The organism is Cereibacter sediminicola (assembly GCF_007668225.1).
Lineage (GTDB): Bacteria > Pseudomonadota > Alphaproteobacteria > Rhodobacterales > Rhodobacteraceae > Cereibacter_A > Cereibacter_A azotoformans.
This window is the reverse complement of the sequence record NZ_VDEK01000002.1, coordinates 172,484-197,079: the sequence shown is the minus strand read 5'-3', so window position 1 is coordinate 197,079 and position 24,596 is coordinate 172,484. Positions and strand designations below refer to the sequence as shown.

At 67.8% G+C, this 24,596-nt stretch carries 24 protein-coding genes and 2 riboswitches; of the genes, 13 read left to right on the top strand and 11 right to left on the bottom strand.

What is annotated here, in order from left to right; genetic code table 11:
- Nucleotides 1-34: 34 nt before the first annotated feature.
- Nucleotides 35-388 carry a DMT family protein gene (locus FG154_RS02270; protein WP_011909266.1) on the bottom strand — a complete coding sequence of 118 codons (354 nt, stop codon included), beginning with the start codon at nt 386-388 and terminating at the stop codon, nt 35-37.
- Nucleotides 389-517: 129 nt separating this feature from the next.
- Here FG154_RS02270 and FG154_RS02265 point away from each other — a divergent pair, with 129 nt between their 5' ends.
- The 6 genes from FG154_RS02265 (at nt 518) to FG154_RS02240 (ending at nt 6,017) form a co-directional block, all read left to right on the top strand.
- Nucleotides 518-2,050: an acyl-CoA carboxylase subunit beta gene (locus FG154_RS02265; protein WP_145103958.1), complete on the top strand. Its 1,533-nt coding sequence runs from the start codon at nt 518-520 to the stop codon at nt 2,048-2,050.
- A 105-nt stretch (nt 2,051-2,155) separates the two neighbouring features.
- Nucleotides 2,156-2,506: a DUF6497 family protein gene (locus tag FG154_RS02260; RefSeq protein ID WP_145103956.1), complete on the top strand. Its 351-nt coding sequence runs from the start codon at nt 2,156-2,158 to the stop codon at nt 2,504-2,506.
- 214 nt (nt 2,507-2,720) lie between these two features.
- Nucleotides 2,721-2,855, top strand: coding sequence for a hypothetical protein (locus FG154_RS21695; protein WP_044248239.1), 135 nt, complete (start codon nt 2,721-2,723; stop codon nt 2,853-2,855).
- A 72-nt stretch (nt 2,856-2,927) separates the two neighbouring features.
- On the top strand, nt 2,928-3,329 hold the full coding sequence (locus tag FG154_RS02250) for a hypothetical protein (protein ID WP_145103954.1): 402 nt from the start codon (nt 2,928-2,930) through the stop codon (nt 3,327-3,329).
- 313 nt (nt 3,330-3,642) lie between these two features.
- A complete protein-coding gene (locus tag FG154_RS02245) occupies nt 3,643-3,870 on the top strand; it encodes a hypothetical protein (RefSeq protein WP_011909263.1) in 228 nt (75 codons plus the stop codon).
- Between the two features lie 146 nt (nt 3,871-4,016).
- A complete protein-coding gene (locus tag FG154_RS02240; protein ID WP_145103952.1) occupies nt 4,017-6,017 on the top strand; it encodes an acetyl-CoA carboxylase biotin carboxylase subunit in 2,001 nt (666 codons plus the stop codon).
- A 1-nt stretch (nt 6,018) separates the two neighbouring features.
- Here FG154_RS02240 and FG154_RS02235 read toward each other — a convergent pair whose 3' ends face one another.
- Complete coding sequence (locus tag FG154_RS02235) at nt 6,019-6,459, bottom strand: DUF4174 domain-containing protein (protein WP_145103950.1); 441 nt, start codon at nt 6,457-6,459, stop codon at nt 6,019-6,021.
- 92 nt (nt 6,460-6,551) lie between these two features.
- Here FG154_RS02235 and scpA point away from each other — a divergent pair, with 92 nt between their 5' ends.
- From scpA to FG154_RS02210, 5 genes are all read left to right on the top strand, one after another.
- Nucleotides 6,552-8,681, top strand: a complete 2,130-nt coding sequence (gene scpA / locus FG154_RS02230; protein WP_145103948.1) for a methylmalonyl-CoA mutase — start codon at nt 6,552-6,554, stop codon at nt 8,679-8,681.
- Nucleotides 8,682-8,889: 208 nt separating this feature from the next.
- Nucleotides 8,890-8,977, top strand: a riboswitch (glycine riboswitch).
- A 5-nt stretch (nt 8,978-8,982) separates the two neighbouring features.
- A riboswitch (glycine riboswitch) is annotated at nt 8,983-9,043 on the top strand.
- Nucleotides 9,044-9,114: 71 nt separating this feature from the next.
- Complete coding sequence (gcvT, locus tag FG154_RS02225; RefSeq protein ID WP_145103947.1) at nt 9,115-10,248, top strand: glycine cleavage system aminomethyltransferase GcvT; 1,134 nt, start codon at nt 9,115-9,117, stop codon at nt 10,246-10,248.
- A gap of 8 nt (nt 10,249-10,256) precedes the next feature.
- On the top strand, nt 10,257-10,613 hold the full coding sequence (gene gcvH, locus FG154_RS02220) for a glycine cleavage system protein GcvH (protein WP_011909258.1): 357 nt from the start codon (nt 10,257-10,259) through the stop codon (nt 10,611-10,613).
- Nucleotides 10,614-10,616: 3 nt separating this feature from the next.
- Nucleotides 10,617-13,487: an aminomethyl-transferring glycine dehydrogenase gene (gcvP, locus tag FG154_RS02215; RefSeq protein WP_145103945.1), complete on the top strand. Its 2,871-nt coding sequence runs from the start codon at nt 10,617-10,619 to the stop codon at nt 13,485-13,487.
- A gap of 154 nt (nt 13,488-13,641) precedes the next feature.
- Nucleotides 13,642-14,298, top strand: a complete 657-nt coding sequence (locus tag FG154_RS02210) for a Hint domain-containing protein (protein WP_186312268.1) — start codon at nt 13,642-13,644, stop codon at nt 14,296-14,298.
- Here FG154_RS02210 and FG154_RS02205 read toward each other — a convergent pair.
- The 6 genes from FG154_RS02205 to FG154_RS02180 all read right to left on the bottom strand — a co-directional run bounded on the left by FG154_RS02205 (nt 14,262) and on the right by FG154_RS02180 (nt 20,929).
- Entirely contained in the window at nt 14,262-16,463 is a 2,202-nt protein-coding gene (locus FG154_RS02205; protein WP_145103942.1) for a 3-hydroxyacyl-CoA dehydrogenase NAD-binding domain-containing protein, read from the bottom strand. The genes FG154_RS02210 and FG154_RS02205 overlap by 37 nt on opposite strands.
- 14 nt (nt 16,464-16,477) lie before the next feature.
- On the bottom strand, nt 16,478-17,689 hold the full coding sequence (locus FG154_RS02200) for an acetyl-CoA C-acetyltransferase (RefSeq protein WP_145103940.1): 1,212 nt from the start codon (nt 17,687-17,689) through the stop codon (nt 16,478-16,480).
- A 72-nt stretch (nt 17,690-17,761) separates the two neighbouring features.
- The gene (locus tag FG154_RS02195; protein ID WP_145103939.1) at nt 17,762-18,211 is read right to left on the bottom strand and encodes a GFA family protein; all 450 of its coding nucleotides are present in this window, start codon (nt 18,209-18,211) and stop codon (nt 17,762-17,764) included.
- 22 nt (nt 18,212-18,233) lie between these two features.
- Nucleotides 18,234-20,009: an acyl-CoA dehydrogenase C-terminal domain-containing protein gene (locus FG154_RS02190; RefSeq protein WP_145103937.1), complete on the bottom strand. Its 1,776-nt coding sequence runs from the start codon at nt 20,007-20,009 to the stop codon at nt 18,234-18,236.
- 20 nt (nt 20,010-20,029) lie between these two features.
- Nucleotides 20,030-20,425, bottom strand: coding sequence for a MerR family transcriptional regulator (locus tag FG154_RS02185; protein WP_011909252.1), 396 nt, complete (start codon nt 20,423-20,425; stop codon nt 20,030-20,032).
- A 123-nt stretch (nt 20,426-20,548) separates the two neighbouring features.
- Nucleotides 20,549-20,929 (bottom strand): MerR family transcriptional regulator, encoded by a 381-nt coding sequence (locus FG154_RS02180; RefSeq protein WP_145103935.1) that lies wholly within the window; start codon nt 20,927-20,929, stop codon nt 20,549-20,551.
- A gap of 107 nt (nt 20,930-21,036) precedes the next feature.
- On the opposite strand from FG154_RS02180, the gene FG154_RS02175 reads away from it, so the two are divergent.
- Both FG154_RS02175 and FG154_RS02170 read left to right on the top strand, forming a co-directional pair.
- Nucleotides 21,037-21,522, top strand: a complete 486-nt coding sequence (locus FG154_RS02175; protein WP_145103934.1) for a PaaI family thioesterase — start codon at nt 21,037-21,039, stop codon at nt 21,520-21,522.
- Nucleotides 21,519-22,025, top strand: a complete 507-nt coding sequence (locus FG154_RS02170; RefSeq protein WP_145103932.1) for a PaaI family thioesterase — start codon at nt 21,519-21,521, stop codon at nt 22,023-22,025. Before FG154_RS02175 ends, FG154_RS02170 begins: the two co-directional genes overlap by 4 nt.
- Nucleotides 22,026-22,034: 9 nt before the next feature.
- Here the strand turns inward: FG154_RS02170 and FG154_RS02165 are convergent, their stop codons facing one another.
- The 3 genes from FG154_RS02165 to FG154_RS02155 all read right to left on the bottom strand — a co-directional run bounded on the left by FG154_RS02165 (nt 22,035) and on the right by FG154_RS02155 (nt 24,595).
- Nucleotides 22,035-22,793, bottom strand: a complete 759-nt coding sequence (locus FG154_RS02165) for a TIGR02186 family protein (RefSeq protein ID WP_145103931.1) — start codon at nt 22,791-22,793, stop codon at nt 22,035-22,037.
- The gene (locus FG154_RS02160) at nt 22,790-23,710 is read right to left on the bottom strand and encodes a sulfite exporter TauE/SafE family protein (RefSeq protein ID WP_011909248.1); all 921 of its coding nucleotides are present in this window, start codon (nt 23,708-23,710) and stop codon (nt 22,790-22,792) included. The genes FG154_RS02165 and FG154_RS02160 overlap by 4 nt, the downstream gene beginning before the upstream one ends.
- Nucleotides 23,711-23,794: 84 nt before the next feature.
- Nucleotides 23,795-24,595, bottom strand: a complete 801-nt coding sequence (locus FG154_RS02155) for a purine-nucleoside phosphorylase (protein ID WP_145103929.1) — start codon at nt 24,593-24,595, stop codon at nt 23,795-23,797.
- Nucleotide 24,596: the final 1 nt, after the last annotated feature.

Sequence of the window (24,596 nt, the reverse complement as noted above, 5' to 3'; positions counted from 1 at the left end):
GTCGAGAGTTAGGCCTCCTGCGACGAACTGTCCATCAGCTCCAGCGATGGAAGATGAAGAAAGCCCCCAGCCCGATGAAGGCGAATCCGAGCAGATGATTCCATTGCAGCGGCTCCTTCAGGTAGAGCACCGAGAAGGCGGCGAAGACGGCCAGGGTGATCACCTCCTGTATGGTCTTGAGTTCGGCGGCCGAGAAATGGCCGTGTCCGATGCGGTTCGCCGGCACCTGAAGGAGATATTCGAAGAAGGCGATCCCCCAGCTTGCAAAGATGACGATGAGAAGCGGCGCGGTCTTGAACTTCAGATGCCCGTACCAGGCGAAGGTCATGAAGATGTTCGACGCGAGAAGAAGCCCGATGGTGACGAAAGGCACCGGAAGCGTAGGCATGGAGGGGTCCTGTTTGCGGATTTGCGATTTGCACGCTGCGCTGGCAAAGTAATTTGCAAATATCCCGAAATTTTCTTTCGCAGCAGCGGGCTCCTGACTATGGTGCGCCGAAATTCGGGGGGCAAGGCCATGAAAGACATTCTCCAGGAACTCGAAGATCGTCGCGCGATCGCCCGCGCCGGGGGCGGGCAGCGCCGTGTCGATGCCCAGCACAAGCGCGGCAAGCTGACGGCCCGCGAACGGATCGAACTGCTTCTCGATGAAGGCTCGTTCGAGGAGTTCGACATGTTCGTGCGCCACCGCTGCACGGACTTCGGGATGCAGGACGACCGGCCCGCAGGCGACGGCGTCGTGACCGGCTGGGGCACGATCAACGGCCGCATGGTCTATGTCTTCAGCCAGGACTTCACGGTGTTCGGCGGCTCGCTGTCGGAGACGCACGCCCAGAAGATCTGCAAGATCATGGACATGGCGATGCAGAACGGCGCGCCGGTGATCGGGCTGAACGACTCGGGCGGCGCGCGGATCCAGGAGGGCGTGGCCTCGCTCGCCGGCTATGCCGACGTGTTCCAGCGCAACATCATGGCCTCGGGCGTGATCCCGCAGATCTCGGTGATCATGGGCCCCTGCGCCGGTGGTGCGGTCTACTCGCCCGCCATGACCGACTTCATCTTCATGGTGAAGGACACCTCCTACATGTTCGTCACCGGGCCCGACGTGGTGAAGACCGTGACGAACGAGGTCGTGACCGCCGAGGAGCTGGGCGGTGCCTCGACCCACACGAAAAAGTCCTCGGTGGCCGATGGCGCCTTCGAGAACGACGTGGAGGCCCTCTATGAAATCCGCCGTCTGGTCGATTTCCTGCCGCTGTCGAACCGCACGCCCGCCCCGGTGCGCCCGTTCTTCGACGATGTGGCCCGGATCGAGGACAGCCTCGACACGCTGATCCCCGACAACCCGAACCAGCCCTACGACATGAAGGAACTGATCCTGAAGATCGCGGACGAAGGCGACTTCTACGAGATCCAGAAGGATTACGCGGCCAACATCATCACCGGCTTCATCCGCATGGAGGGGCAGACGGTCGGCGTGGTGGCGAACCAGCCGATGGTGCTGGCGGGCTGCCTCGACATCGACAGTTCGCGCAAGGCCGCGCGCTTCGTGCGCTTCTGCGATGCCTTCAACATCCCGATCCTGACGCTGGTGGACGTGCCGGGCTTCCTGCCGGGGACGGGCCAGGAATATGGCGGCGTCATCAAGCACGGCGCGAAGCTGCTGTTCGCCTATGGCGAGGCGACGGTGCCGAAGGTCACGGTCATCACCCGCAAGGCCTATGGCGGCGCCTATGACGTCATGGCCTCCAAGCACCTGCGCGGCGACTTCAACTACGCCTGGCCCACGGCCGAGATCGCGGTGATGGGCGCCAAGGGCGCGACCGAGATCCTCTACCGCTCGGAACTGGGCGATGCCGAGAAGATCGCGGCCCGCACCAGGGAATACAAGGACCGGTTCGAGAACCCGTTCGTGGCGGCCGAGCGCGGCTTCATCGACGAGGTGATCATGCCGCACTCGACCCGCCGCCGGGTGTCGCGCGCCTTTGCCAGCCTGCGGAACAAGAAACTCAGCAATCCCTGGAAGAAGCACGATAACATCCCCCTCTGACACCACGGAAGGGGAGGGGGAGATGAGACGTGTCGTCGTGCCGGGCGTTGCAGGGGCGCCCGGATCGCTGGCCGGTCAGGCCGCGCAGGTCCGGCGGTGCGCGGCATGACCGATGCGGCCGCGCTGATTCCGGTGCCCTCGGGCCAGGCGGTCACGCTTCTGGACACGATCTGGAACGAGCCGGGGCCTTCGGGTCTCACGTTCCGCTTCCGCTTCCTCGCGCCCGGCATCGGGAGCGGCGGAGGGATCGACCATGACATGGCCTTCGCCGACATGCTTGCGCTGTGCGAGGCCTATGTCGTGCCGAGGATCGTGGACGTCCTGCCCCAGCCGGAGCAGGTGATCATCTCCTTCTCGGACCGGCCGCTGCCCTTCGGCGCCGCCGACCCCGAGGCGACACAATATTTCGAGGCCTTCAGCGTTCAGGATGGCCACTGTATCTTGGAGGCCTTCTGATGACAGCACCATCTATTGTGGTCCCTTTCGGCGCCGAGCGGCGGGCTGATGTAGAAGAGTCACAGGGCGACGGTTTGAAACGCATGATGTGTCAATCGCTTGGGGGATCAGATACGATGGTGGACGACCGAACCCAAGCGGTCTATGCCTCGCAGGAAGTCCACGGAGAGGAAGGATCCTCTGCGTCGGCTTGCAATGATAAATGGAGTAGAGGATGTCGAAGAGCACTGTTGTTTTCGCGCTGTGCATGGTTGCGTTCGTCGCTGCCTGCGCGAAGAAAGAGGAAACGGTTTACGTGGAACAGCCGGCCGTCACGGCCGAGCCGGTCTACACGGGCAAGTACAAGTAATCTGCCCGGGCGGGCCGTCGAGCATCTCCGGCCCGCCCACCTTCCCGCCCTCCCGACGGGGGAGGGCGTGGCATGCTGAAGCATCGGGGCTTCCCCAGCCGCTATCCCGGCACCGACCTTCAATACACGATCCGCCGCGCCAACAAGGACGGCGCCACGCGCATCATCCGGCGCGAGCGTTACCGCGACCGCAAGGCCGTGGACCGCGCCGCCGATCTGGGCTTTCTCACGGCCCTGTGGGAGCATTTCGGCGAGGACCCGTTCGAGCGGGGCAACCTCGACGCGGGGCGCCTGTCGTGGCTCTTCGGCCGTGAGGTGGTGCCCGCCGAGGATCCGTTCGACCCCGAATCCTACGACGCGCTGCTGCGGATCGACCGGCGCAAGGCCGAGGCCGCCTTTCCCGAGATCTTTGCCCCGGACGCACCCACCTCGTCCCAGGACGAGGACGATTGGGGCGACGAGGAGGAGGAATAGGCGTGCTTCCGCGCAAGCTCCTGCTCCTGCGGCCGAATATCGCGCATCGCGGATCGCGCGCCCTCGCGGGCTTTGCCAGCGGGGGAGCGGCGCCCCATCTTTCGGGGGCGGAGGTGGCCGTTCCGGCGGATCGCTTTCCGCGAGACTGCGACCCTTCCCTTTCCTTCCGGTCCGGCGCCCCGCGCCCCGGACCGGCTTTTTCCCCGCGTGAGCGGCATTCGGCCGACCTCGCCGGTTGCAGCCTTTTCGGCTTTTCCATGCCGCAGGTTGCGGTAATTCTCTGCTCCGACATAACAGAAGCCGGAGGCAGAGCATGTCCAACATCACGAAATTCCTTCTTCTCGGCGCCATCGCCGCAACCGTCTCGGCCTGCGACACGGCCACGGGCCGGGCAGGCGGCGGCGCCCTCGCGGGGGCGGCGCTCGCCGACGCGACCGACGAGAACATGGTGGCCGGTGCCGCTCTGGGCGCCCTCGCCGGCGCTGCCAGCTGCGGCGTGCCGGGCCTGCCGCCCTGCCGCTCGGGCGGCAACTACTACTGAGTCCGGCGCCGCTCCGGCGGCGACCGCTCACGTCATCCGCGCCGCTGGTGCGGCGCAGGACCATCCGCAGGGACCGTCCGGGCAATCGCCCGGGCGGTCCTTTTCGTTTTCGCGCCTCCGGGCGTGCTGCTGACAAAGGGACGATGATGTTCAAGAAGATCCTGATCGCGAACCGGGGCGAGATCGCCTGCCGCGTCATCAAGACCGCCCGCAAGATGGGCATCAAGACGGTGGCCGTCTATTCGGACGCCGACCGCAACGCGCTCCACGTCAGCATGGCGGACGAGGCGATCCACATCGGGCCGCCGCCCGCGAACCAGTCCTACATCGTGATCGACAAGATCATGGAGGCGATCAAGGCGTCGGGCGCCGAGGCCGTGCATCCGGGCTACGGCTTCCTGTCGGAACGGATGGATTTCGCCGCCGCGTTGGAGAAGGCGGGCGTGGTCTTCATCGGCCCGCCGTCCCCGGCGATCGAGGCGATGGGCGACAAGATCACCTCGAAGAAGCTGGCGAAAGAGGCCGGCGTCTCGACCGTGCCGGGCTACATGGGCCTGATTGCCGATGCCGACGAGGCGGTGAAGATCTCGGACGAGATCGGCTATCCGGTGATGATCAAGGCCAGCGCCGGCGGCGGCGGCAAGGGGATGCGGATCGCCTGGAACGCGCAGGAAGCGCGCGAGGGGTTTGAATCCTCGAAGAACGAGGCCGCCAACAGCTTCGGCGACGACCGGATCTTCATCGAGAAGTTCGTCACGCAACCGCGCCACATCGAAATCCAGGTGCTGGCCGACAAGCACGGCAACTGCGTCTATCTGCACGAGCGCGAGTGCTCGATCCAGCGCCGGAACCAGAAGGTGATCGAAGAGGCGCCCTCGCCGTTCCTCGATGAAGCCACCCGCAAGGCGATGGGCGAACAGGCCGTCGCGCTGGCGAAGGCCGTGGGCTATGCCAGCGCCGGCACGGTCGAATTCATCGTGGACGGGCAGAAGAACTTCTACTTCCTCGAGATGAACACCCGGCTTCAGGTGGAGCACCCCGTGACCGAGCTGATCACCGGCATCGACCTTGTCGAGCAGATGATCCGCGTGGCGGCGGGCGAGAAGCTGCCCTTCCAGCAGTCGGACCTGAAGATCAACGGCTGGGCGATGGAAAGCCGGCTTTATGCTGAAGATCCCTATCGCAACTTCCTGCCCTCGATCGGGCGGCTCACCCGCTACCGCCCGCCGGTCGAGGCCGTCACGCCCACCTCGGTCGTCAGGAACGACACCGGCGTGTTCGAGGGCGGCGAGATCTCGATGTATTACGACCCGATGATCGCCAAGCTCTGCACCTGGGCGCCGACGCGGGAAGCGGCGATCGAGGAAATGCGTCTGGCGCTCGATACGTTCGAGGTCGAGGGCATCGGCCACAACCTGCCCTTCGTTGGCGCGGTCATGGACCATCCGCGCTTCGTGAGTGGCGACATCACCACCGCCTTCATCGCCGAGGAATATCCCGACGGCTTCCAGGGGGCGACGCTCGATGAGCCGACGCTGCGCCGCGTCGCCGCCGCCGCCGCCGCCATGAACCGCGTGGCCGAGATCCGCCGCACCCGCATCTCGGGCACGATGGACAACCACGAGCGGACGGTGGGCGACGACTGGGTGGTCTCGCTGCAGGGTGAGGACTTCCGGGTGGGCATCGCCGCCGACCGCGAAGGCTCGACCGTCACCTTCTGCGATGGCTCGTCGCTGCGCTGCACCTCGGACTGGACGCCGGGCCAGCCGCTGGCGCGGGTGATGGTGGACGGCAAGCCCCTGGTGATGAAGGTCGGCAAGATCCCGATGGGCTTCCGGCTGCGGCTGCGCGGCGCGGATCTGAAGGTCCATGTCCGCACCCCACGTCAGGCGGAGCTGGCGCTGCTGATGCCCGAGAAGCTGCCGCCGGACACCTCGCGCTTCCTGCTCTGCCCGATGCCGGGCCTGGTGGTGAAGATCAACGTCGATGAGGGCGACGAGGTGCAGGAAGGCCAGGCGCTCGCCACGGTCGAAGCCATGAAGATGGAGAACATCCTGCGCGCCGAGCGCAAGGGCGTGGTCAAGCGCGTCGCCGCCGCGCCCGGATCGAGCCTGCGCGTCGACGACATCATCATGGAGTTCGAATGAGCTACCGGCCGGCCGGGTTCCTCTCGAGCAGTTCATCCCTTCGCAGGGGGAACTTGTCGATGGCCCGGCCGATCTCGCGCACGTCCCAGGGCAGGGGCTTGCGCAGCTTCACCTGCCCGTCCTTGTCGAGCAGCACGAGCGAAAAGCCGCGCGGATGCAGCGCGCGGCGGATCTCGGAGGGCTCGGCCGGGTCGGTGTCGGTGATCACGATCACGTCGCGCTCGTCCAGATGGTCGAGCCGGGCGTCGATCATCTGCATCTGCCGGACGAAGTTCGGATCCGCAGGCGTGTCGGCAAAGACCACCACGGGCCGCTTCGTCCACAGGAACTGCGACAGCGTCAGGCCATGCGCATCCACCGGACCCGTCCCCGGATCGGGGCTCTCGGCGAGGGCCACGCAAGGCAGAAACGCGGCAAGAACAAGAATTTGAAAGGGTTTCATGCGGCCTCCCGCCCTCATATAGGCTGGCTTCCGCCGAAACCCAAGTCTCAACGCGCGGCCTCGGGCCCGCGGTCAGGAAAAGGGAAGACCCGATGACCGAAAATCTGGATGCGTGGCGCAAGCTCGCCGAGAAGGAGCTGAAGGGCAAAAGCCCCGACAGCCTGACCTGGAACACGCTGGAAGGCATCCCGGTCAAGCCGCTCTACACCAGGGCCGATCTCGACGGCATCGACCACCTGGGCGGGCTGCCCGGCATTGCCCCCTTCACCCGCGGCGTGCGCGCGACGATGTATGCCGGCCGGCCCTGGACGATCCGGCAATACGCCGGCTTCTCGACCGCCGAGGCCTCGAACGCCTTCTACCGCAAGGCGCTGGCGGCCGGTCAGCAGGGCGTCTCGGTCGCCTTCGATCTGGCCACCCACCGCGGCTATGACAGCGACCACCCGCGCGTGGTGGGCGATGTCGGCAAGGCGGGCGTCGCCATCGACTCGGTCGAGGACATGAAGATCCTGTTTGACGGCATCCCGCTGGAAAAGATCAGCGTCTCCATGACGATGAACGGCGCGGTGATCCCGGTGCTGGCGAACTTCATCGTTACGGGCGAGGAGCAGGGCGTTCCGCGCGATCAGCTGTCGGGCACGATCCAGAACGACATCCTCAAGGAGTTCATGGTCCGCAACACCTATATCTATCCGCCCGAGCCTTCGATGCGGATCATCGCGGACATCATCGAATACACCTCGAAGGAGATGCCGAAGTTCAACAGCATTTCCATCTCCGGCTATCACATGCAGGAAGCGGGGGCGAACCTCGTGCAGGAGCTGGCCTATACGCTGGCCGACGGGCGCGAATATGTCCGGGCGGCGCTGGCGCGCGGCATGAACGTGGACGATTTCGCCGGCCGGCTGTCGTTCTTCTTCGCCATCGGCATGAACTTCTTCATGGAGGCTGCGAAGCTGCGCGCCGCCCGGCTGCTCTGGCACCGGATCATGTCCGAGTTCGAGCCGAAGAAGCCCGGCAGCCTGATGCTGCGCACCCATTGCCAGACCTCGGGCGTGTCGCTGCAGGAGCAGGACCCCTACAACAACGTGATCCGCACCGCCTATGAGGCGCTGGCCGCGGCGCTGGGGGGCACGCAGTCGCTGCACACCAACGCGCTCGATGAGGCCATCGCGCTGCCCACCGAATTCTCGGCCCGGATCGCGCGCAACACCCAGCTGATCCTGCAGGAGGAAACCGGCGTTACCAAGGTCGTCGATCCGCTGGCCGGCAGCTACTATGTCGAGAGCCTGACCAACGAGTTGGCCGAAAAGGCCTGGGCGCTGATCGAGGAGGTCGAGGCGATGGGCGGCATGACCAAGGCCGTGGCCTCGGGGATGCCAAAGCTGCGGATCGAAGAATCCGCCGCCCGCCGTCAAGCCGCCATCGACCGTGGCGAGGATGTGATCGTCGGCGTGAACAAGTATCGCCTGGCGAAGGAGGATCCGCTCGAGATCCTCGACATCGACAATGTCGCCGTTCGCGAAGCGCAGATTGCACGGCTGGAAAGGATGCGCGCCACCCGCGACGAGGCCGCCTGCCAGGCGGCGCTGGACGAACTCACCCGCCGCGCGACCGAGGGCGGCAACCTGCTCGAAGCCGCCGTGGACGCCTCGCGCGCCCGCGCCTCTGTCGGAGAGATCAGCATGGCCATGGAAAAGGTGTTCGGCCGTCATCGCGCCGAGGTGAAGACGCTCTCGGGCGTCTATGGCGCGGCCTACGAGGGCGACGACGGCTTCGCGCAGATCCAGCGCGACGTGGAGGCCTTCGCGGAAGAAGAGGGCCGCCGCCCGCGGATGCTGGTGGTCAAGATGGGCCAGGACGGCCACGACCGCGGCGCCAAGGTGATCGCTACCGCCTTCGCCGACATCGGCTTCGACGTCGATGTGGGCACGCTGTTCCAGACCCCGGAAGAGGCCGCGCAGGACGCCATCGACAACGACGTGCATGTGGTGGGCATCTCGTCGCTCGCCGCCGGCCACAAGACGCTGGCGCCCAAGCTGATCGAGGCGCTGAAGGAGAAGGGCGCGGGCGACATCCTCGTGATCTGCGGCGGCGTGATCCCGCAGCAGGATTACGAGTTCCTCCACAACGCGGGCGTCAAGGCGATCTTCGGGCCGGGAACCAACATTCCCTCGGCCGCCAAGCACATCCTCGACCTGATCCGCCAGGCGCGGACCTGAAGACCCGGCGCCGCCCCCTCCGGGGCGGCGCCCCCGGCGCCCGGAGCGCGCATCCCCTTCATTCTCGCTCAAATATCCCGGGGGTGCGGGGGCAGCGCCCCCGCTCTCTCCCGCCTGCCCTCGCGCCGCGGCCGTCATGTCGCCTTTTCCGGTCAAAGCGTCGTGTTTTTCCGCTGGACAGGTGCTTCGTGCCCGGGCTAGGTGAGTCCCATCAGGATCGGGAGAATCCGGGGCAACCCGGTGCCGAAGGAGCAACCGCCCCGGTAAACTCTCAGGCGCAAGGACCGTCCTGACACGAAGACTCTGGAGAGAGGCCGGAAGGCCCGCCGAAGGGATAACGATCTCAGGCGCAAGGGACAGAGGGGGCACTGCAGGACGGGATCCGTCCATGCGGTGCCGCGCATTCCGCCGGCATCGAAACCAGGAGGGCGGCGTGAGCGACGATACCCAAGGGCTGCGGCAGCTGCCGCTGCATGATCTTCATGTCAGTCTGGGCGCCCGGATGGTGCCCTTCGCCGGCTGGGAGATGCCGGTCCAGTATTCCGCGGGCGTGATGAAGGAGCATCTCCACACCCGCGCGGCCGCCGGCCTCTTCGACGTGAGCCACATGGGCCAGCTTCTGCTGCGGCCGAAGGGGGCCATGGCCGATCTGGGCGCCGCGCTGGAACGGCTCATGCCGGTGGATGTGCTGGGCCTGCCCGAAGGGCGCCAACGCTACGGGATCCTCACCAGCGACACGGGCGGCATTCTCGACGACCTGATGTTCGCCAATCGCGGCGACCATGTCTTCGTTGTCGTGAACGCGGCCTGCGTCGCCAACGACACGGCCCATCTGCGCGAGGAACTGCGCGAGGTGGCCGAAGTCGCCTCGGTGGAAAGCCGCGGGCTTCTGGCGCTTCAGGGCCCCGCAGCCGAGACGGCGCTCGCGCGGCTGGTGCCTGCGGCGGCCGGCATGCGCTTCATGGATTTCGCCGTCGCCGGCTGGCAGGGCGAGGCGCTCTGGATCTCGCGCTCGGGCTACACCGGCGAGGACGGGTTCGAGATCTCGGTCCCGCGCGCCATCATCGCGCCCTTCGCCGAGGCGCTTCTCGCCATGGAGGAGGTGGCGCCCGTCGGGCTCGGCGCCCGCGACAGCCTCCGGCTCGAGGCGGGGCTCTGCCTCTACGGCCACGACATCGACACCACCACCTCGCCGATCGAGGCGGGCCTTTCCTGGGCGATCCAGAAGGTGCGGCGGCCCGGCGGGGCCCGCGCGGGCGGCTTTGCCGGCGAGCAACGCATCCTGCGGGAACTCGAGGCCGGCCCCGAGCGTCTTCGCGTGGGCCTGCGCCCCGAAGGCCGGGCGCCGATGCGCGAGGGGACCGAGCTTTACACCCCTGACGGCACACCCGTCGGCCGCGTCACATCCGGCGGCTTCGCACCCTCGCTCGAGGCTCCGGTCGCCATGGGATATGTGGCCGCCGCGCAGGCCGCGCCGGGCACGGCCCTTGCGGGCGAAGTGCGCGGCAAGCGCCTGCCCGTGATGGTGACCGACCTTCCGTTCCGACCCTCCACCTACAAACGCTGAGGCTGAAGATGAAATACACCAAGGAGCATGAATGGCTGCGGGTCGAGGGCGACCTCGTCGTGGTCGGCATCACCGAACATGCGGCGACGCAGCTTGGCGATGTCGTGTTCATCGAACTCCCCGAGGTCGAGACCATGGTGGCGGAGGGCGACGAGGTGGCCGTGATCGAGAGCGTCAAGGCCGCGTCGGACATCCTGGCGCCGATGGATGGCGAGATCGTGGCCGTCAATGAAAAGCTCACGGACAAGCCGGGGCTCGTGAACGCCGATCCGATGGCCGCGTGGTTCTTCAAGATGCGGGTCGAGGATCTGTCGGTGCTCGACGATTTCATGGACGAGGACGAGTATCAGGATCTGATCGGCTGAACCATGACCTTCACCCCCACCGACTACAACGCCTACGATTTCGCCAACCGCCGGCACATCGGCCCGTCGCCCTCCGAAATGGAGGAGATGCTGCGCGTGGTGGGGGTGTCCTCGCTCGACCAGCTGATCGAGGAGACGGTGCCCGCCTCGATCCGGCAGGACCAGCCGCTCGACTGGGCGCCGCTGGCCGAGCATGAGCTCTTGCAGAAGATGCGCGAGGTGGCGGCAAAGAACCGCGTGATGGTCTCGCTGATCGGGCAGGGCTATTACGGCACCGTGACGCCGCCCGCGATCCAGCGCAACATCCTGGAAAACCCGGCCTGGTACACGGCCTACACGCCCTACCAGCCCGAGATCGCGCAAGGCCGGCTCGAGGCGCTGCTGAACTATCAGACCATGGTGGCGGACCTGACCGGCCTGCCCGTTGCGAACGCCTCGCTTCTGGACGAGGCGACGGCCGCGGCCGAGGCGATGACCATGGCCGAGCGCGCCGCGAAGTCGAAGGCGCGCGCCTTCTTCGTCGATGCCGACTGCCATCCCCAGACCATCGCCGTGATCCGCACCCGGGCCGAGCCCCTGGGGATCGAGGTCATCGTGGGCCATCCCGCGCAACTGGTGCCCGAGGACGTGTTCGGCGCGCTCTTCCAGTATCCCGGCACCTACGGCCTCGTGCGCGACTTCACCCGCGAGATCGCGGCCCTGCACGAGGCGAAGGCGCTGGCGATCGTGGCAACCGACCTTCTGGCGCTCTGCCTGCTGAAGGAGCCGGGCGCGATGGGCGCCGATATCGCCATCGGATCGAGCCAGCGGTTCGGCGTGCCGATGGGCTATGGCGGCCCGCACGCGGCCTTCATGTCCTGCCGGGACGAGCTGAAACGCTCGATGCCGGGGCGCCTCGTGGGCGTTTCGGTGGATGCGCGCGGCAACAAGGCCTATCGCCTCGCGCTCCAGACCCGCGAGCAGCACATCCGGCGCGAGAAGGCGACCTCGAACGTCTGCACCGCGCAGGCGCTTCTGGCGGTGATGGCGAGCTTCTACGCCGTCTTCCACGGGCCCAAGGGCCTGCGCCACATCGCCGAGCGGGTGCATCTGAACACCGTCCGACTTGCGCAGGCGCTGAAGGACGCCGGCGCCCGTGTCAGCCCCGAGGCCTTCTTCGACACGATCACCGTCGAGGTGGGGGTGGGGCAGGCGGGCATCCTGGCCGCCGCGCGCCACCGCGGCATCAACCTGCGCAAGGTGGGCCGCGACCGGGTGGGGATTTCGCTCGACGAGACGACCGACGCGGGCGTGATCGCTCGCGTGCTCGATGCCTTCGGCATCCATGATCCCGCGCCCGCGACGGTGGGCCTCGGCTTCCCCGAGGCGATGCTGCGCGAGTCCGCCTATTTGACCCACCCGGTCTTCGACATGAACCGGGCCGAGTCCGAAATGATGCGCTACATGCGCCGCCTGTCGGACCGGGATCTGGCGCTCGACCGGGCGATGATCCCGCTGGGCAGCTGCACGATGAAGCTGAACGCCGCGGCCGAGATGATGCCGATCACCTGGCCCGAGTTCGCCACCCTTCATCCATTTGCGCCGCCCGAACAGGCGGCCGGCTATACAGAGGCGATCCGTGACCTCAGCGAGCGCCTCTGCCGCATCACCGGCTATGACGCCATGTCGATGCAGCCGAACTCGGGCGCGCAGGGGGAATACGCGGGGCTGCTCACGATCCTCGCCTACCACCGCGCGCGGGGCGAGGGCGAGCGCACCATCTGCCTGATCCCGATGTCGGCGCACGGCACGAACCCGGCCTCGGCGCAGATGGCCGGGATGAAGGTGGTGGTGGTGAAGTCCGCGCCGAACGGCGACGTCGATCTGGACGACTTCCGTGACAAGGCGGCGGCGGCGGGCGACCGGCTGGCGGCCTGCATGATCACCTATCCCTCGACCCACGGCGTCTTTGAAGAGACCGTGCGCGAGGTCTGCCGCATCACCCACGAGCACGGCGGCCAGGTCTATATCGACGGCGCCAACATGAACGCGATGGTGGGCCTCGTGCAGCCGGGCGCCATCGGCGGCGACGTGAGCCACCTGAACCTGCACAAGACCTTCGCCATTCCGCATGGCGGCGGCGGTCCCGGCATGGGGCCGATCGGGGTCAAGGCGCATCTCGCGCCCTACCTGCCGGGCCATCCCGAGACGGGCGGCCCCTTGGCCGGAGGCCAGATCGTGGCTACCCACGAGGGGCCGGTTTCGGCCGCTCCCTATGGCTCGGCCTCGATCCTGCTGATCTCCTGGGCCTATTGCCTGATGATGGGCGGCGAGGGGCTGACGCAGGCGACGCGGGTGGCGATCCTGAACGCGAACTATGTCGCGGCGCGGCTAAGGGGGGCCTACGACGTGCTCTTCATGGGCAACCGCGGCCGGGTGGCGCATGAATGCATCCTCGACACCCGCCCCTTCGCCGAGGCCGGCGTGACGGTCGATGATATCGCCAAGCGCCTGATCGACAACGGCTTCCATGCGCCGACCATGAGCTGGCCCGTCCCCGGCACGCTGATGGTGGAGCCGACCGAGTCCGAGACCAAGGCCGAGATCGACCGCTTCATCACGGCCCTTCTCGCGATCCGCGAGGAGATCCGCGCGGTCGAGGCCGGTGAGATCGCGGCCGCCGACAGCCCGCTGCGGCACGCGCCCCACACGGTCGAGGATCTGGTCGCCGACTGGGACCGCAAATACCCGCGCGAGCAGGGCTGCTTCCCGCCGGGCGCCTTTCGGGTGGACAAATACTGGCCGCCCGTCGGCCGGGTTGACAATGCCTGGGGCGACCGCAACCTCGTCTGCATCTGCCCGCCGGTCGAAAGCTACAGCGTCGCGGCGCAATAAGGCGGGAGGGGCAGGCGCTGCCCCTCCCGCTCCCGTTTCGGACGCATTCGAACAAACCACCCGAATTTCGGCCAGATCCTGTGCCGCTTTCGACGCCCGGGCCGGCGACGGTTGGAACCGGCACGCATGGGGCAAGCCGGAGCCGGATCGGGACATGACAGGAGCAGGCGAACAGGAGCCGCCGCGGGCAACCGCCGTTCTCGTCGAGGGGTTCCTCGGCGCGACGCCCATTGCCACGCCCGAGGGCTGGCGCCCGGCCGAGAGCCTCCAGACCGGCGATGCCGTGCTGACCTTTGCCGGCCCGCCGCAACCGATCCGGCGCGCGCAGCACAGCCGCGTCCACCCGGCCGACTGGCCGCGGCGGCTTGCCCCCTTGAGGGTTCCCGTCGGTGCGCTCGAGAACCACGAGGAACTCCTGCTGCTTTCGGGTCAGCAGGTGCTTTTGCAATGCGATCAGGCCGAGTCGCAGTTCGGCGAGCCCTTCGCACTGGTGCCTGCGGCGGCGCTGGAAGGGTTCCGGGGCATCGTCCGCGCGCGGGTTCCGGGGCGGCCGCTCGCCGTGACGCTCAACTTCGCGCAGGAAGAGCTGGTCTATGCCGCAGGCGCCGCCCTGCTGCGCTGTCCCGCGTCCGAGGGGCCCGACGACCCGCTTCGGGCGCTTCTGGCACGGGCCGAATCAGGACGGACGCCGGCCCTGTCGCTCGAGCAGTCGCTCCATCTGGTGGCCTGCCTGGTGGCGGAGGAGGCGGGCGCCGTCCTCCGCCAGTTTCCGCTTCAGGCCGCGCGGGCGCGGGGCGCGAACCGGCCGTAGAAGATCTCGCCCTGCCGAGCCATCTCGACCAGCAGTTGCGGCGGTGCAAAGCGCGCGCCGTGCCGGCCTGCCAGATCCTCGCACAGCTCGACCGCCCGTGCCGCGCCGATCATGTCGAGCCAGCTGAAGGGCCCGCCCGACCAAGGCGCAAAGCCCCAGCCGAGGATGGCCCCCACATCGCCCTCGCGGATGTCGGTCAGCACGCCCTGTTCGAGCGCACGCACCGCCTCGAGCACCTGCGCGAACAGGAGGCGATGCTGCACCTCGGTCAGCTCCGGCTGCAGGGGCGCGACCGGCCAGCGGTCTGCGAGCCCGGTCCAGAGACCCTGCCGCTTGCCCGCCTCGTCATAGGCGTAGAAGCCCGCCTGCGCCTTGCGCCCCATGCGGCCCTCGTCGGCCAGCCGGAAGATCACCTCGTCCACCGCCGAATCCGGGTAGGCATCGCCCATCGCGGCGCGCGTGGCTTTGGCGATCTTCACACCGAGGTCGATCGAAGTCTCGTCCACCAGTTGCAGCGGCCCGAGCGGCATCCCCACGAGCCGCGCCGCATTCTCGATGAGGGCGGGCTGCACGCCCTCGGCCACCATGCGGATCCCCTCGTTGAGATAGGGGATGATGCAGCGGTTGGCGTAGAAGAAGCGGGCGTCGTTCACCACGATGGGCGTCTTGCGGATCTGGCGCACGAAGTCGAGCGCCTTGGCCACGGCCCGGTCACCGGTCTGCTTGCCGCGGATGATCTCGACCAGCAGCATCTTGTCCACCGGCGAGAAGAAATGGATGCCGATGAACTGGTCGGGCCGCTGGCTGGCCTTGGCGAGCCCCGAGATCGGCAGGGTCGAGGTGTTGGTGGCGAAGATGCACTCCGGCCCCACCACGGCCTCGACCTTCTGCGTGACCTCGGCCTTCACCGACGGATCCTCGAACACCGCCTCGACGATCAGGTCGCAGCCCGCGAGCGCTCCGTAGTCGGTCGTGGCCGTGATGCGGGCCAACACCTCGGCCTTCTTCTCGGCCGTCATCTTGCCCCGCTTCATCCCCTTGTCGAGCAACCCTTCCGAATGCGCCCGCCCGCGGTCGGCGGCCTCCTGCGTCGAGTCGATCAGCACCACCTCGATGCCGGCGCTGGCGGCGACATGGGCGATGCCCGCGCCCATCATGCCCGCGCCGATCACGCCCAGCTTCCTCACCGACTGGTCGGGCAGGGCAGGGCGGACGGCGCCCTTCTCCAGCGCCTCCTTGTTGATGAAGAGCGACCGGATCATCGCCGAGGAGGAAGGGTTCATCAGCACATGGGTGAACCAGCGGGCCTCGATCTTCAGCGCCGTGTCGAAGGGCACCAGGGCCCCCTCATAGACCGCCGACAGCAGGGCCTTTGCCGCCGGATAGACGCCCATCGTCTTGCCCATCACCATGGCCGAGGCGCCCACGAAGGTCATGAAGCCGCCGGAATGGTAGGGCGTGCCGCCGGGCATTTTGTAGCCCTTGGCGTCCCAGGGCTTCACGAGGTCGGCGTCCGTTGCCGACAGCACCCATTCCTTCGCCCGCGCGAGAAGCTCGTCCGCGGGCACCACCTCATCCACCACGCCCACGGCCTTCGCGCCCTTGGGGTCGTTCAGCTTGCCCTCGAGCAGCAGCGGCGCGGCCATCATGGCGCCCAGCTTGCGGACAAGCCGCGTCGTGCCCCCGCCGCCGGGGAAGATCCCCACCATGATCTCGGGCAGGCCGATCTTCGCCTTCGGATTGTCGGCGGCGATGATGCGATGGCAGGCCAGCGGCAGTTCGAGCCCGATGCCGAGCGCGGTGCCGGGCAGCGCCGCCACGATGGGCTTGCCGCCCTTGTGGGTCTTTGGGTCCATTCCCGCGCGCTCGATCCGGCGCAGGACGGCGTGCATCTGCATCACGCCCTCGAAGACGGCCCTGGCCGGTTCCGCGCCGCCTTCGGCCTTCATGCGGGCGATGACGTTGAGATCCATCCCCCCGGCAAAGTCCTTCTTGCCCGAGGTGAGGATCACGCCCTTCACGCCCGGATCGGCGAGGGCCGCCGCGATCAGCCCGTCGAGTTCGGCAAAGCCGTCCATCGACATGACGTTCATCGACTTGCCCGGCACGTCCCAGGTGATGGTGCAGACGCCGTCGGCGTCGGTCTTGCTCGTGAAATCGGTCATCTGGTTCCCCTCCCTCAGACGCGCTCGATGATGGTGGCGGCACCCATGCCCGAGGCCACGCAGAGCGTCGCGAGACCCACCCCCTTGCCCGTCCGTTCAAGCTCGTCGAGCAGCGTTCCGATGATGATCGCGCCGGTGGCGCCCAGCGGATGGCCCATGGCGATCGCGCCGCCGTTCACGTTGACCCGGCCCGGATCCACGTCGAACGCCTGCTGGAAGCGCAGGACGACCGCGGCGAAGGCCTCGTTGACCTCGAAAAGGTCGATGTCCGAAACCTGCATGCCTGAGTCGCGGAGGATCTTTTCGGTGACGGGGACCGGCCCCGTCAGCATGATCGTCGGATCGGTGCCGATCTTGGCCGCAGCCCGGATGCGGGCGCGCGGTTTCAGCCCGTGCTTCTCGCCGAACGCGCGGCTGCCGATCAGCACCGCCGCGGCGCCGTCCACGATCCCCGAGGAATTGCCCGCGTGATGGATGTGGTCGATCCGCTCAAGCTCGGGATATTTCATCATCGCCAGCTTGTCGAAGCCCGGCATCTGCTCGCCCATCTCCTTGAAGGCGGGGCGGAGCGAGCCGAGCGACTGCATGTCCGTGCCGGGCCGCATGTGCTCGTCACGGTCAAGGATCGTCACGCCGTTCTGGTCGCGCACCGGCACGACCGACCGGGCGAAACGCCCCTCGGCCCAGGCGGTGGCGGCACGGCGCTGGCTTTCCACCGCCAGCGCGTCGGCCTCGTCCCGGCTGAAGCCGAAGCGGGTCGCGATGATGTCGGCCGAAATGCCCTGCGGCACGAAATAGCTTTTCATGGCCAGGGAGGGGTCCACCGCGATGGCCGCCCCGTCCGATCCCATCGCGACGCGGCTCATCATCTCGACGCCGCCCGCGATATAGGCCTCGCCCGCACCGGCGCGCACCTGATTGGCGGCGAGGTTCACCGCCTCCATTCCGCTCGCGCAGAAGCGGTTGATCGAGAGGCCCGGGATCGTCTCGTCGAGATCCGACAGCAGCACCGCCGAGCGGGCAAGGCAGCCGCCCTGTTCGCCGACCTGCGTGGCATTGCCCCAGATCACATCCTCGACCGCGGCGCCGTCGAGGTTGTTGCGTTCCTTCACGGCGTTCAGCACCCGCGCCGAAAGCGTGAGCGCCGTCACCTCGTGCAGCGCACCGTCCGGGCGGCCCTTGCCGCGAGGCGTGCGCAGGGCGTCATAGATATAGGCTTCCGTCATCTGTCCTCCTCGGCCCGGCTGCGATGGCCCGGCCCTGCTGGTCGGTTCGCGCGCCCCCTCTCGGGCACGCGGTCAATCTTCGGGGGCCTGATGCGAGACGACGCGGGCGAGCAGCTCCGGCCGCGTTTCCCGGTCGCGCTGGTGGGGCAGCGATGACAGCCACGCCACCCGCCCCTCGACGCCCGAGTTCAGCACCGGCCGGAAGTCGAAGCCCGAAAGCGAGCCCGCCATGAACTCGGTCGTGTCGCCGTCCTTGTCCCGGAAGAAGAGGGGTGTGCCGCAGATGGCGCAGAAGCCGCGCTCGGCGACGCTGGACGAGGCCCAGACCGTCGCCTCACCCTGCCACACGATCCCCGCGCTCGGCACCTCGAGAAGCGGCGCGAAGGCGTTGCCCGTCGCGCGCTGGCACATCCGGCAGTGGCAGACCGACGCGAGCTTCGGCCCGGCCGGCACCTCGTAGCGCACCGCGCCGCACTGGCAGCCGCCCCGCGCGGCCGGTTCCTCTGTCCATCCCTCGCGCATCATCCCCCTCCCGGATGTGGCCTCAGAAGGCCTCGGCGGGCAGGCCCATCACCGGCTCTGCCCCGGTCTCGATCCGCGCCAGATGCAGCGCGGTCGCGGGCAGGTGGCGGGCCATGTAGTAGCGCCCGGTCGCGATCTTGGCCTCGAGCGCGTCACGATCGCCGCGGCCCGCGTCGAGCGCCGCCAGCGCGGCCTTCGCCATCCGTGCCCACATGTAGCCGAGGCAGAGATGGCCCATCATCGTCATGAAGTCGTAAGAGCCCGCCAGCGCCTCGTCGGGGTTCTTCATCCCCCTCTCGGCAAAGAACATGGCCGCCTTCTGCGTGTCCTTCGAAGCCTGCTTCAGCGGCTCGAGGAAGCCCTTCAGCCGGGCATCCTCCTCGTTCTCCTTCAGGAAGGCGCGGATCATGTGGAAGAAGGCCATGGCCGGCTTGCCGCCCTCCGCCGCCAGCTTGCGCCCCACGAGGTCGAGCGCCTGGATGCCGTTCGCCCCCTCGTAGATCATGGCGATCCGCGCGTCGCGGACGAACTGGCTCATGCCGTTCTCCTCGACATAGCCGTGCCCGCCCCAGACCTGCTGCGCGGCCACGGCACTTTCGAGACCCTTGTCGGTCTGGAAGCCCTTGATGACCGGCGTCAGCAGCGAGATCAGCCCTTCGGCCTCGGCATCCCCCAGCCGCACCGAACGGTCGATGAGCTGCGCGCCCCAGAAGGTCAGCGCACGGGCGCCTTCGACGAAACTCTTCTGGTCCATCAGGTTGCGGCGGATGTCGGGATGCACGATCAGCGGATCGGCCGCCCCCGCCGTCGTCCCCTGACCCGAAAGCGAGCGGCCCTGCAGCCGGTCACGGGCGTAGGCGACGGCGTTCTGATAGGCGGTCTCGGCCACGGCGTAACCCTGCAGGCCCACACCCAGACGCGCCTCGTTCATCATGGTGAACATGGCGCGCATCCCCTTGTGCAGCTCGCCCAGAAGCCAGCCCTTGGCGCCGTCGTAGTTCAGCACGCAGGTCGCGTTGCCGTGGATGCCCATCTTGTGCTCGATCTTGCCGACCGAGACATGGTTGCGGTCGCCGAGCGAGCCGTCCTCGTTCACGAGATATTTCGGCACGATGAAGAGCGAGACGCCCTTGGTCCCCTCACCGCCGCCCGGAGCCTTGGCCAGCACCAGATGGACGATGTTCTCGGCCAGATCGTGATCGCCCGCCGAGATGAAGATCTTCTCGCCGGTGATGAGGTAGGAGCCATCCTCCTGCGGCTCGGCCTTGGTGCGCATCATGCCGAGATCCGTGCCCGCATGGGGCTCGGTCAGGTTCATGGTGCCGGTCCAGTCGCAGGTGACCATCTTGGGCAGCCAGGTGCGCTTCTGTTCTTCGGTGCCGTGGGTGTGGATCGCGGAATAGGCGCCGTGGGTCAGGCCCTGATACATGTTGAAGGCCATGTTGGCCGAGACGAAGATCTCGCCCACCGCCGTCTGCATGACGTAGGGCAGACCCTGGCCGCCATATTCGGGGTCGCAGTCCAGAGCGGTCCAGCCGCCGTCCTTGAGCTGGGCAAAGGCCTCGGCGAAGCCGTCGGGCGTGCGCACGACGCCGTTCTCCAGCCGGCAGCCCTGCCTGTCGCCCACCTGGTTCAGCGGTGCCAGCACGTCACGGGCCAGCTTGCCCGCCTCGTCCAGCACGGCGGCGGTGAAGTCGGGTTCCAGCTCGTCGTAGCCCGGAACCTCGGACCCGGACACGTTCAGCACCTCATGCAGGATGAACTGCATGTCGGTCACGGGTGCGTTGTAGATTGGCATCGTCTCCTCCCCCTCTGTCCTTACTCTGCCGCCGCGCGGCGGAAGGCGGCCAGCGCCTCCTCGCCCCAGGCCAGCTGGTCCTTCAGCTCCGCGATCGCCTCGTCGAGTTCGGCCCGCTGCCGCTCCATCTGCTCCAGCCGCTGCCGGGCCACCTGGTAGGTGCGCTCGAGCTGCAGCTCCTGGCTGCCGTCGCGGTCGTAGAGGTCGAGAAGCTGACGGATCTCCTCGAGGCTGAAGCCGAACCGCTTGCCGCGCAGGATCAGCTTCAGCCGCGCGCGATCCCGCCGCGTGAAGAGGCGTCGGGTGCCGTCCCGGATCGGAAACAGCAGTTCCTTCGACTCGTAAAAGCGCAAGGTGCGGGGCGTCACGTCGAACGCGTCGCACATTTCCCGGATGGTCATCACGTCGCTGGTCATCACTCTCTCGCACGGTCCGGTGGGGCAGTTCTGCCCTCCAGATGGATCGCCGAGACAGGGTTACCAGAGGAGTTGACGTTGACGTAAACGTGACGTGACGTCAAAGAGTCCTGTGACGTCGTGTCAGCTTTCGGGGGCGGCCAGTTCCGCAGCGGTCGAGTCCCGAAGCGCCTGCAGATCCGCGATCGTGACCTCGAGTTCCGCCCGCTGCCGGGTCAGTTCCCCGAGCTGCCGGTCGGCCATCTCGATCCAGGCTTCCAGCTGGGGCCGGGTGCCCTTCTGCTGGTAGATGAGCAGCCACTGCCGGATCTCCTCGAGGCCGAAGCCGAAGCGGCGGCCGCGCAGGATCAGCGTCATGCGGGCGATCTCGCGCGGGCCGTAGAAGCGGGCGCGGCCATCCTTCTCGGGCTGCAGCAACTCGATGTATTCGTAGTAGCGCAGGGTCCGGGGCGTGACGTCGAACCGGGCGCACATTTCCTTGAAGTTGAGACGCGTTTCCGACATGGGCTTCCTCCGTGGCCGCACCGTAAGCGCAAGGCGGTGCCGGTGCAATCTGGCCTTGCGGCCCGCGTGCGATGGGCGATGATGCAGGCCCCTGAGGAAGGTGACCCATGACAGACATCACGCTCGCCCGGCAGTTCATCGAGGCCATCCCCCATTCGCGCGCGCTGGCCATGCATCTGGACGAACTCGGCGAGGGGCGGGCGGTGATCTCGATGCCGTGGGATGCCCGCTTCGTGGGCGATCCCGCGACGGGGGTGATCCACGGCGGCGCCGTCTCGGCCCTGATGGACACGGCGAGCGGCGCCGCCGTCATGTCCCATCCCGAGGCGGGGCCCTCGACCGCGACGCTCGATCTGCGCATCGACTACATGCGCCCCGCCGCGCCGGGGCAGCGCATCCGGGCGGTGGCCGAGTGCTACCATGTCACCCGCACCGTGGCCTTCGTGCGGGCCGTGGCGACCGACGAGGACGAAAGCCGGCCCGTGGCCACCGCCTCGGGCGCCTTCACCGTCGAACGCCCGCGCAGGGAGAGCGAGGCGGGTGCCGCCACGGCCGTCGCGGGCGCGGCCGAAGCAAAGGGAGAGACGCAATGACCCGGCCGCAGCCCGAACCCGTTCAGGTGGTCAAGCAGCGGCGCGACGCGGCGCTGCACGCGCTCGTCTCGGGCGTGCCCTACATCACCTATCTCGGCATCCAGTTCGACCGTCGGGGCGATGAGCTGACCGCCGTCCTGCCCTTCGATGAAAAGCTGATCGGCAACCCGATGCTGCCCGCGATCCACGGCGGCGTGACGGCGGCCTTTCTCGAGGTGGCGGCGATCATCGAACTGTCCTGGTCGGTCCTCTGGCACGAGATGGAGCAGGGCCGTCTCGATCCCGCCCAGATCGAGGCGCATCTGCCGCGCCTGCCCAAGACCATCGACTTCACGGTGGATTACCTCCGCTCGGGTCTGCCGCGCGACGCCTATGCGCGCGCGCGGGTCAACCGCTCGGGGCGCCGCTACGCAAGCGTCCATGTCGAGGCGTGGCAGGACAACCGCCTGCGCCCCTTTGCACAGGCCACCGGACACTTCCTGATGCCCACGCGCAACGGCTGAGAGCGGCCGTCAGCGGACGAAGCGGAAGGCCGCCGCAGCGCCCCAGCCGGCGACCACCGCCAGAACCAGCGACAGGAGACCGTAGATCAGCGGCTGCTCGTGGGCGAGCGCATGGATGAACCGCTCGATCCCGGCCTTCTGCACGCCGATGCTGTCCTCGAACATGTCCACCACCTGACCGTCACGGGTCAGAAGCACCCGCACGCCATAGTTGCCCTCGGTGAGATTGACCGGAAGCTGGATGTCGGTGCGAAAGAGCGTGCCCGCGGTCAGCCGCACGGCGCCCTCCTGCATCGCATAGAGGCCCTCGTTGGTGCGGATCCTCTCCAGCGCCTCGACGAAGGTCGGCGCGTTTTCGGCCTGCGCGCTGATCCCGATGGCGCGGATGGCGCGGGGGATGGCGATCTTGTAGCGCAGGTTGTCGGTCTCCGAGAGCACCTCGTTCAGAGGCCCCGAGGTCGCCACGGCGTAGAAGCTCGGCGCGCGGCCGATCCGCACCTTTTCGCGGTTGATCCAGATGGCGACCCGCCGCTCCTTCTTGCGGACCATGACCTGCGTGGGCGGTCCCGAGACGGTCACGATCACGCCGAGATTGCCCTCGGGTTCGGGGCTGTAGCGCTGCACGGCGCCGTAGATCATGATCTGAGAGCCTTGGAAATCGGCGGTGATCGCGACCCGCGTCTCCGAAAGGCCCAGCACGATCCGCTCGTCCTGCGCCAGCGCGGAGGGCGCGCAGAGGGCGAGGATCAGGACGAGCAGCCGGATCATGGCAGCACCCCCACGGTCAGGCTGTAAAGCTCGTTCGGCCGGATCAGCAGGTCGGCCGCGATCTTGCCGCAGACGGCGAGCACCAGAAGCGAGAGCAGGATGCGCAACTGTTCGGCCCGCAGGCGCACGCCGATCCGCGCGCCCACCTGCGCGCCGATGACCCCGCCCAGGATCAGCAGCAGCGCCAGCGCCATGTCCACCGTCTGGCTGGTGACGGCGTGCATGACCGTGGTGAAGGCCGTCACGAAGATGATCTGGAACAGCGAGGTGCCGATCACGATCTTGGTGGGCATCCCCAGCAGGTAGATCATCGCGGGCACCATGATGAAGCCGCCGCCCACCCCCATGATCGCCGCAAGGAAGCCCACGAAGGCCCCCACGAGCAGCGGCGGGATCACCGAGATGTAGAGGCCCGAGGCCCGGAACTTCATCTTCAGCGGCATCTTGTGCGCCCAGCCATGCTGGCGCGAACGCCGGACGGGCGCATCGGTCCGCCGGGCCCGTCTCAGCGCCCGGATGCTCTCCTGCAGCATGAGGGCGCCGACGAGGCCGAGGAACAGCACATAGGAGAGCTGCACGAAGAGATCGACCTGCCCGAGCGTGTTCAGCCGCGCAAAGACGGCGACGCCGAAGGCCGATCCCGCCACGCCTCCGGCCAGCAGCACCATCCCCATTCGGAAATCGACCGCCTTGCGCTTGATCTGCGCCAGCACGCCCGAGACCGACGAGGCCACCACCTGGTTGGCGCCGGTGGCGACCGCCACGGCGGGCGGGATGCCGATGAAGAACAGAAGCGGCGTGATGAGGAACCCTCCGCCCACGCCGAACATGCCGGACATGAAGCCGACGATCCCGCCGAGCCCGAGAAGGAGGAAGATGTTGACCGACACCTCGGCGATGGGCAGGTAAAGCTGCATGGAGCCGTTCACGAGGGGGAGGGGACGTGCTCAAGACATGCGCGCTGCGTCATGACTTGTCAAATGGCGGGTCTGGCAGGTGCCTCATCGCAGCCGGCGCAGGAACTCCCGCAGCAGCGTCTCGAGCTTGGCCGCGCCGAGGGGGGCCATCGCCTTGGTGTGCTCGTGGCTGATCGCCTCGTCGGACAGGCCCGCGCCCATGTTGGTGATGGTCGAGATCGCCGCGACGCGCAGCCCGAGGAAGCGGGCAAGGATCACCTCGGGCACGGTGGACATGCCGACCGCATCCGCGCCGAGGGTCCGGGCCATGCGGATCTCGGCCGGCGTCTCGAAGGAGGGGCCCGAGAACCAGGCATAGACGCCCTCGCCAAGATCCACGCCCGCCGCACGGGCGGCCTCGCGCAGCCCCGCGCGCAGGGCCGGATCGTGGGCGTCGGTCATGGGCACGAAGCGGGCGTCCGACGGCTCGCCGATCAGCGGGTTGGCGCCGGACAGGTTGATGTGGTCCGACAGCAGCATGAGGCTGCCCGGCGGCAGGTCGGCCCGCAGGCTTCCGGCCGCGTTGGTCGCGATCAGTGCCTCGGCCCCCAGTTTCTTCAGCACGGCCAGCGGCAGGCGCATCGCGGCCGGGTTGCCGCTCTCGTAATAATGGGCCCGCCCGCCGAAGACGGCCACGCGCACCCCCTCGAGCGTGCCCACCACCAGCTTCGGATTATGGCCCGAGACACCGGCATGGGGAAAGCCCGTCAGCTCCTCGTAGGGCAGCGCCACGCCCTCGACCGCTTCGGCCAGATGGCCTAGCCCCGAGCCGAGCACGAGGCCGAGCCGCACCGGCTCGTGCCCCGCACGCGCCCGGATCTGGCCTGCGATCGTCTCGACGGGCATC

Bases quoted from the DNA above. Each gene is read 5' to 3' on its own strand.
- FG154_RS02270 (WP_011909266.1), bottom strand. From the start codon at position 388: ATGCCTACGCTTCCGGTGCCTTTCGTCACCATCGGGCTTCTTCTCGCG.
- FG154_RS02265 (WP_145103958.1), top strand. From the start codon at position 518: ATGAAAGACATTCTCCAGGAACTCGAAGATCGTCGCGCGATCGCCCGC.
- FG154_RS02260 (WP_145103956.1), top strand. From the start codon at position 2,156: ATGACCGATGCGGCCGCGCTGATTCCGGTGCCCTCGGGCCAGGCGGTC.
- FG154_RS21695 (WP_044248239.1), top strand. From the start codon at position 2,721: ATGTCGAAGAGCACTGTTGTTTTCGCGCTGTGCATGGTTGCGTTCGTC.
- FG154_RS02250 (WP_145103954.1), top strand. From the start codon at position 2,928: ATGCTGAAGCATCGGGGCTTCCCCAGCCGCTATCCCGGCACCGACCTT.
- FG154_RS02245 (WP_011909263.1), top strand. From the start codon at position 3,643: ATGTCCAACATCACGAAATTCCTTCTTCTCGGCGCCATCGCCGCAACC.
- FG154_RS02240 (WP_145103952.1), top strand. From the start codon at position 4,017: ATGTTCAAGAAGATCCTGATCGCGAACCGGGGCGAGATCGCCTGCCGC.
- FG154_RS02235 (WP_145103950.1), bottom strand. From the start codon at position 6,459: ATGAAACCCTTTCAAATTCTTGTTCTTGCCGCGTTTCTGCCTTGCGTG.
- scpA (WP_145103948.1), top strand. From the start codon at position 6,552: ATGACCGAAAATCTGGATGCGTGGCGCAAGCTCGCCGAGAAGGAGCTG.
- gcvH (WP_011909258.1), top strand. From the start codon at position 10,257: ATGAAATACACCAAGGAGCATGAATGGCTGCGGGTCGAGGGCGACCTC.
- gcvP (WP_145103945.1), top strand. From the start codon at position 10,617: ATGACCTTCACCCCCACCGACTACAACGCCTACGATTTCGCCAACCGC.
- FG154_RS02210 (WP_186312268.1), top strand. From the start codon at position 13,642: ATGACAGGAGCAGGCGAACAGGAGCCGCCGCGGGCAACCGCCGTTCTC.
- FG154_RS02205 (WP_145103942.1), bottom strand. From the start codon at position 16,463: ATGACCGATTTCACGAGCAAGACCGACGCCGACGGCGTCTGCACCATC.
- FG154_RS02200 (WP_145103940.1), bottom strand. From the start codon at position 17,689: ATGACGGAAGCCTATATCTATGACGCCCTGCGCACGCCTCGCGGCAAG.
- FG154_RS02195 (WP_145103939.1), bottom strand. From the start codon at position 18,211: ATGCGCGAGGGATGGACAGAGGAACCGGCCGCGCGGGGCGGCTGCCAG.
- FG154_RS02190 (WP_145103937.1), bottom strand. From the start codon at position 20,009: ATGCCAATCTACAACGCACCCGTGACCGACATGCAGTTCATCCTGCAT.
- FG154_RS02185 (WP_011909252.1), bottom strand. From the start codon at position 20,425: ATGACCAGCGACGTGATGACCATCCGGGAAATGTGCGACGCGTTCGAC.
- FG154_RS02180 (WP_145103935.1), bottom strand. From the start codon at position 20,929: ATGTCGGAAACGCGTCTCAACTTCAAGGAAATGTGCGCCCGGTTCGAC.
- FG154_RS02175 (WP_145103934.1), top strand. From the start codon at position 21,037: ATGACAGACATCACGCTCGCCCGGCAGTTCATCGAGGCCATCCCCCAT.
- FG154_RS02170 (WP_145103932.1), top strand. From the start codon at position 21,519: ATGACCCGGCCGCAGCCCGAACCCGTTCAGGTGGTCAAGCAGCGGCGC.
- FG154_RS02165 (WP_145103931.1), bottom strand. From the start codon at position 22,793: ATGATCCGGCTGCTCGTCCTGATCCTCGCCCTCTGCGCGCCCTCCGCG.
- FG154_RS02160 (WP_011909248.1), bottom strand. From the start codon at position 23,710: ATGCAGCTTTACCTGCCCATCGCCGAGGTGTCGGTCAACATCTTCCTC.
- FG154_RS02155 (WP_145103929.1), bottom strand. From the start codon at position 24,595: ATGCCCGTCGAGACGATCGCAGGCCAGATCCGGGCGCGTGCGGGGCAC.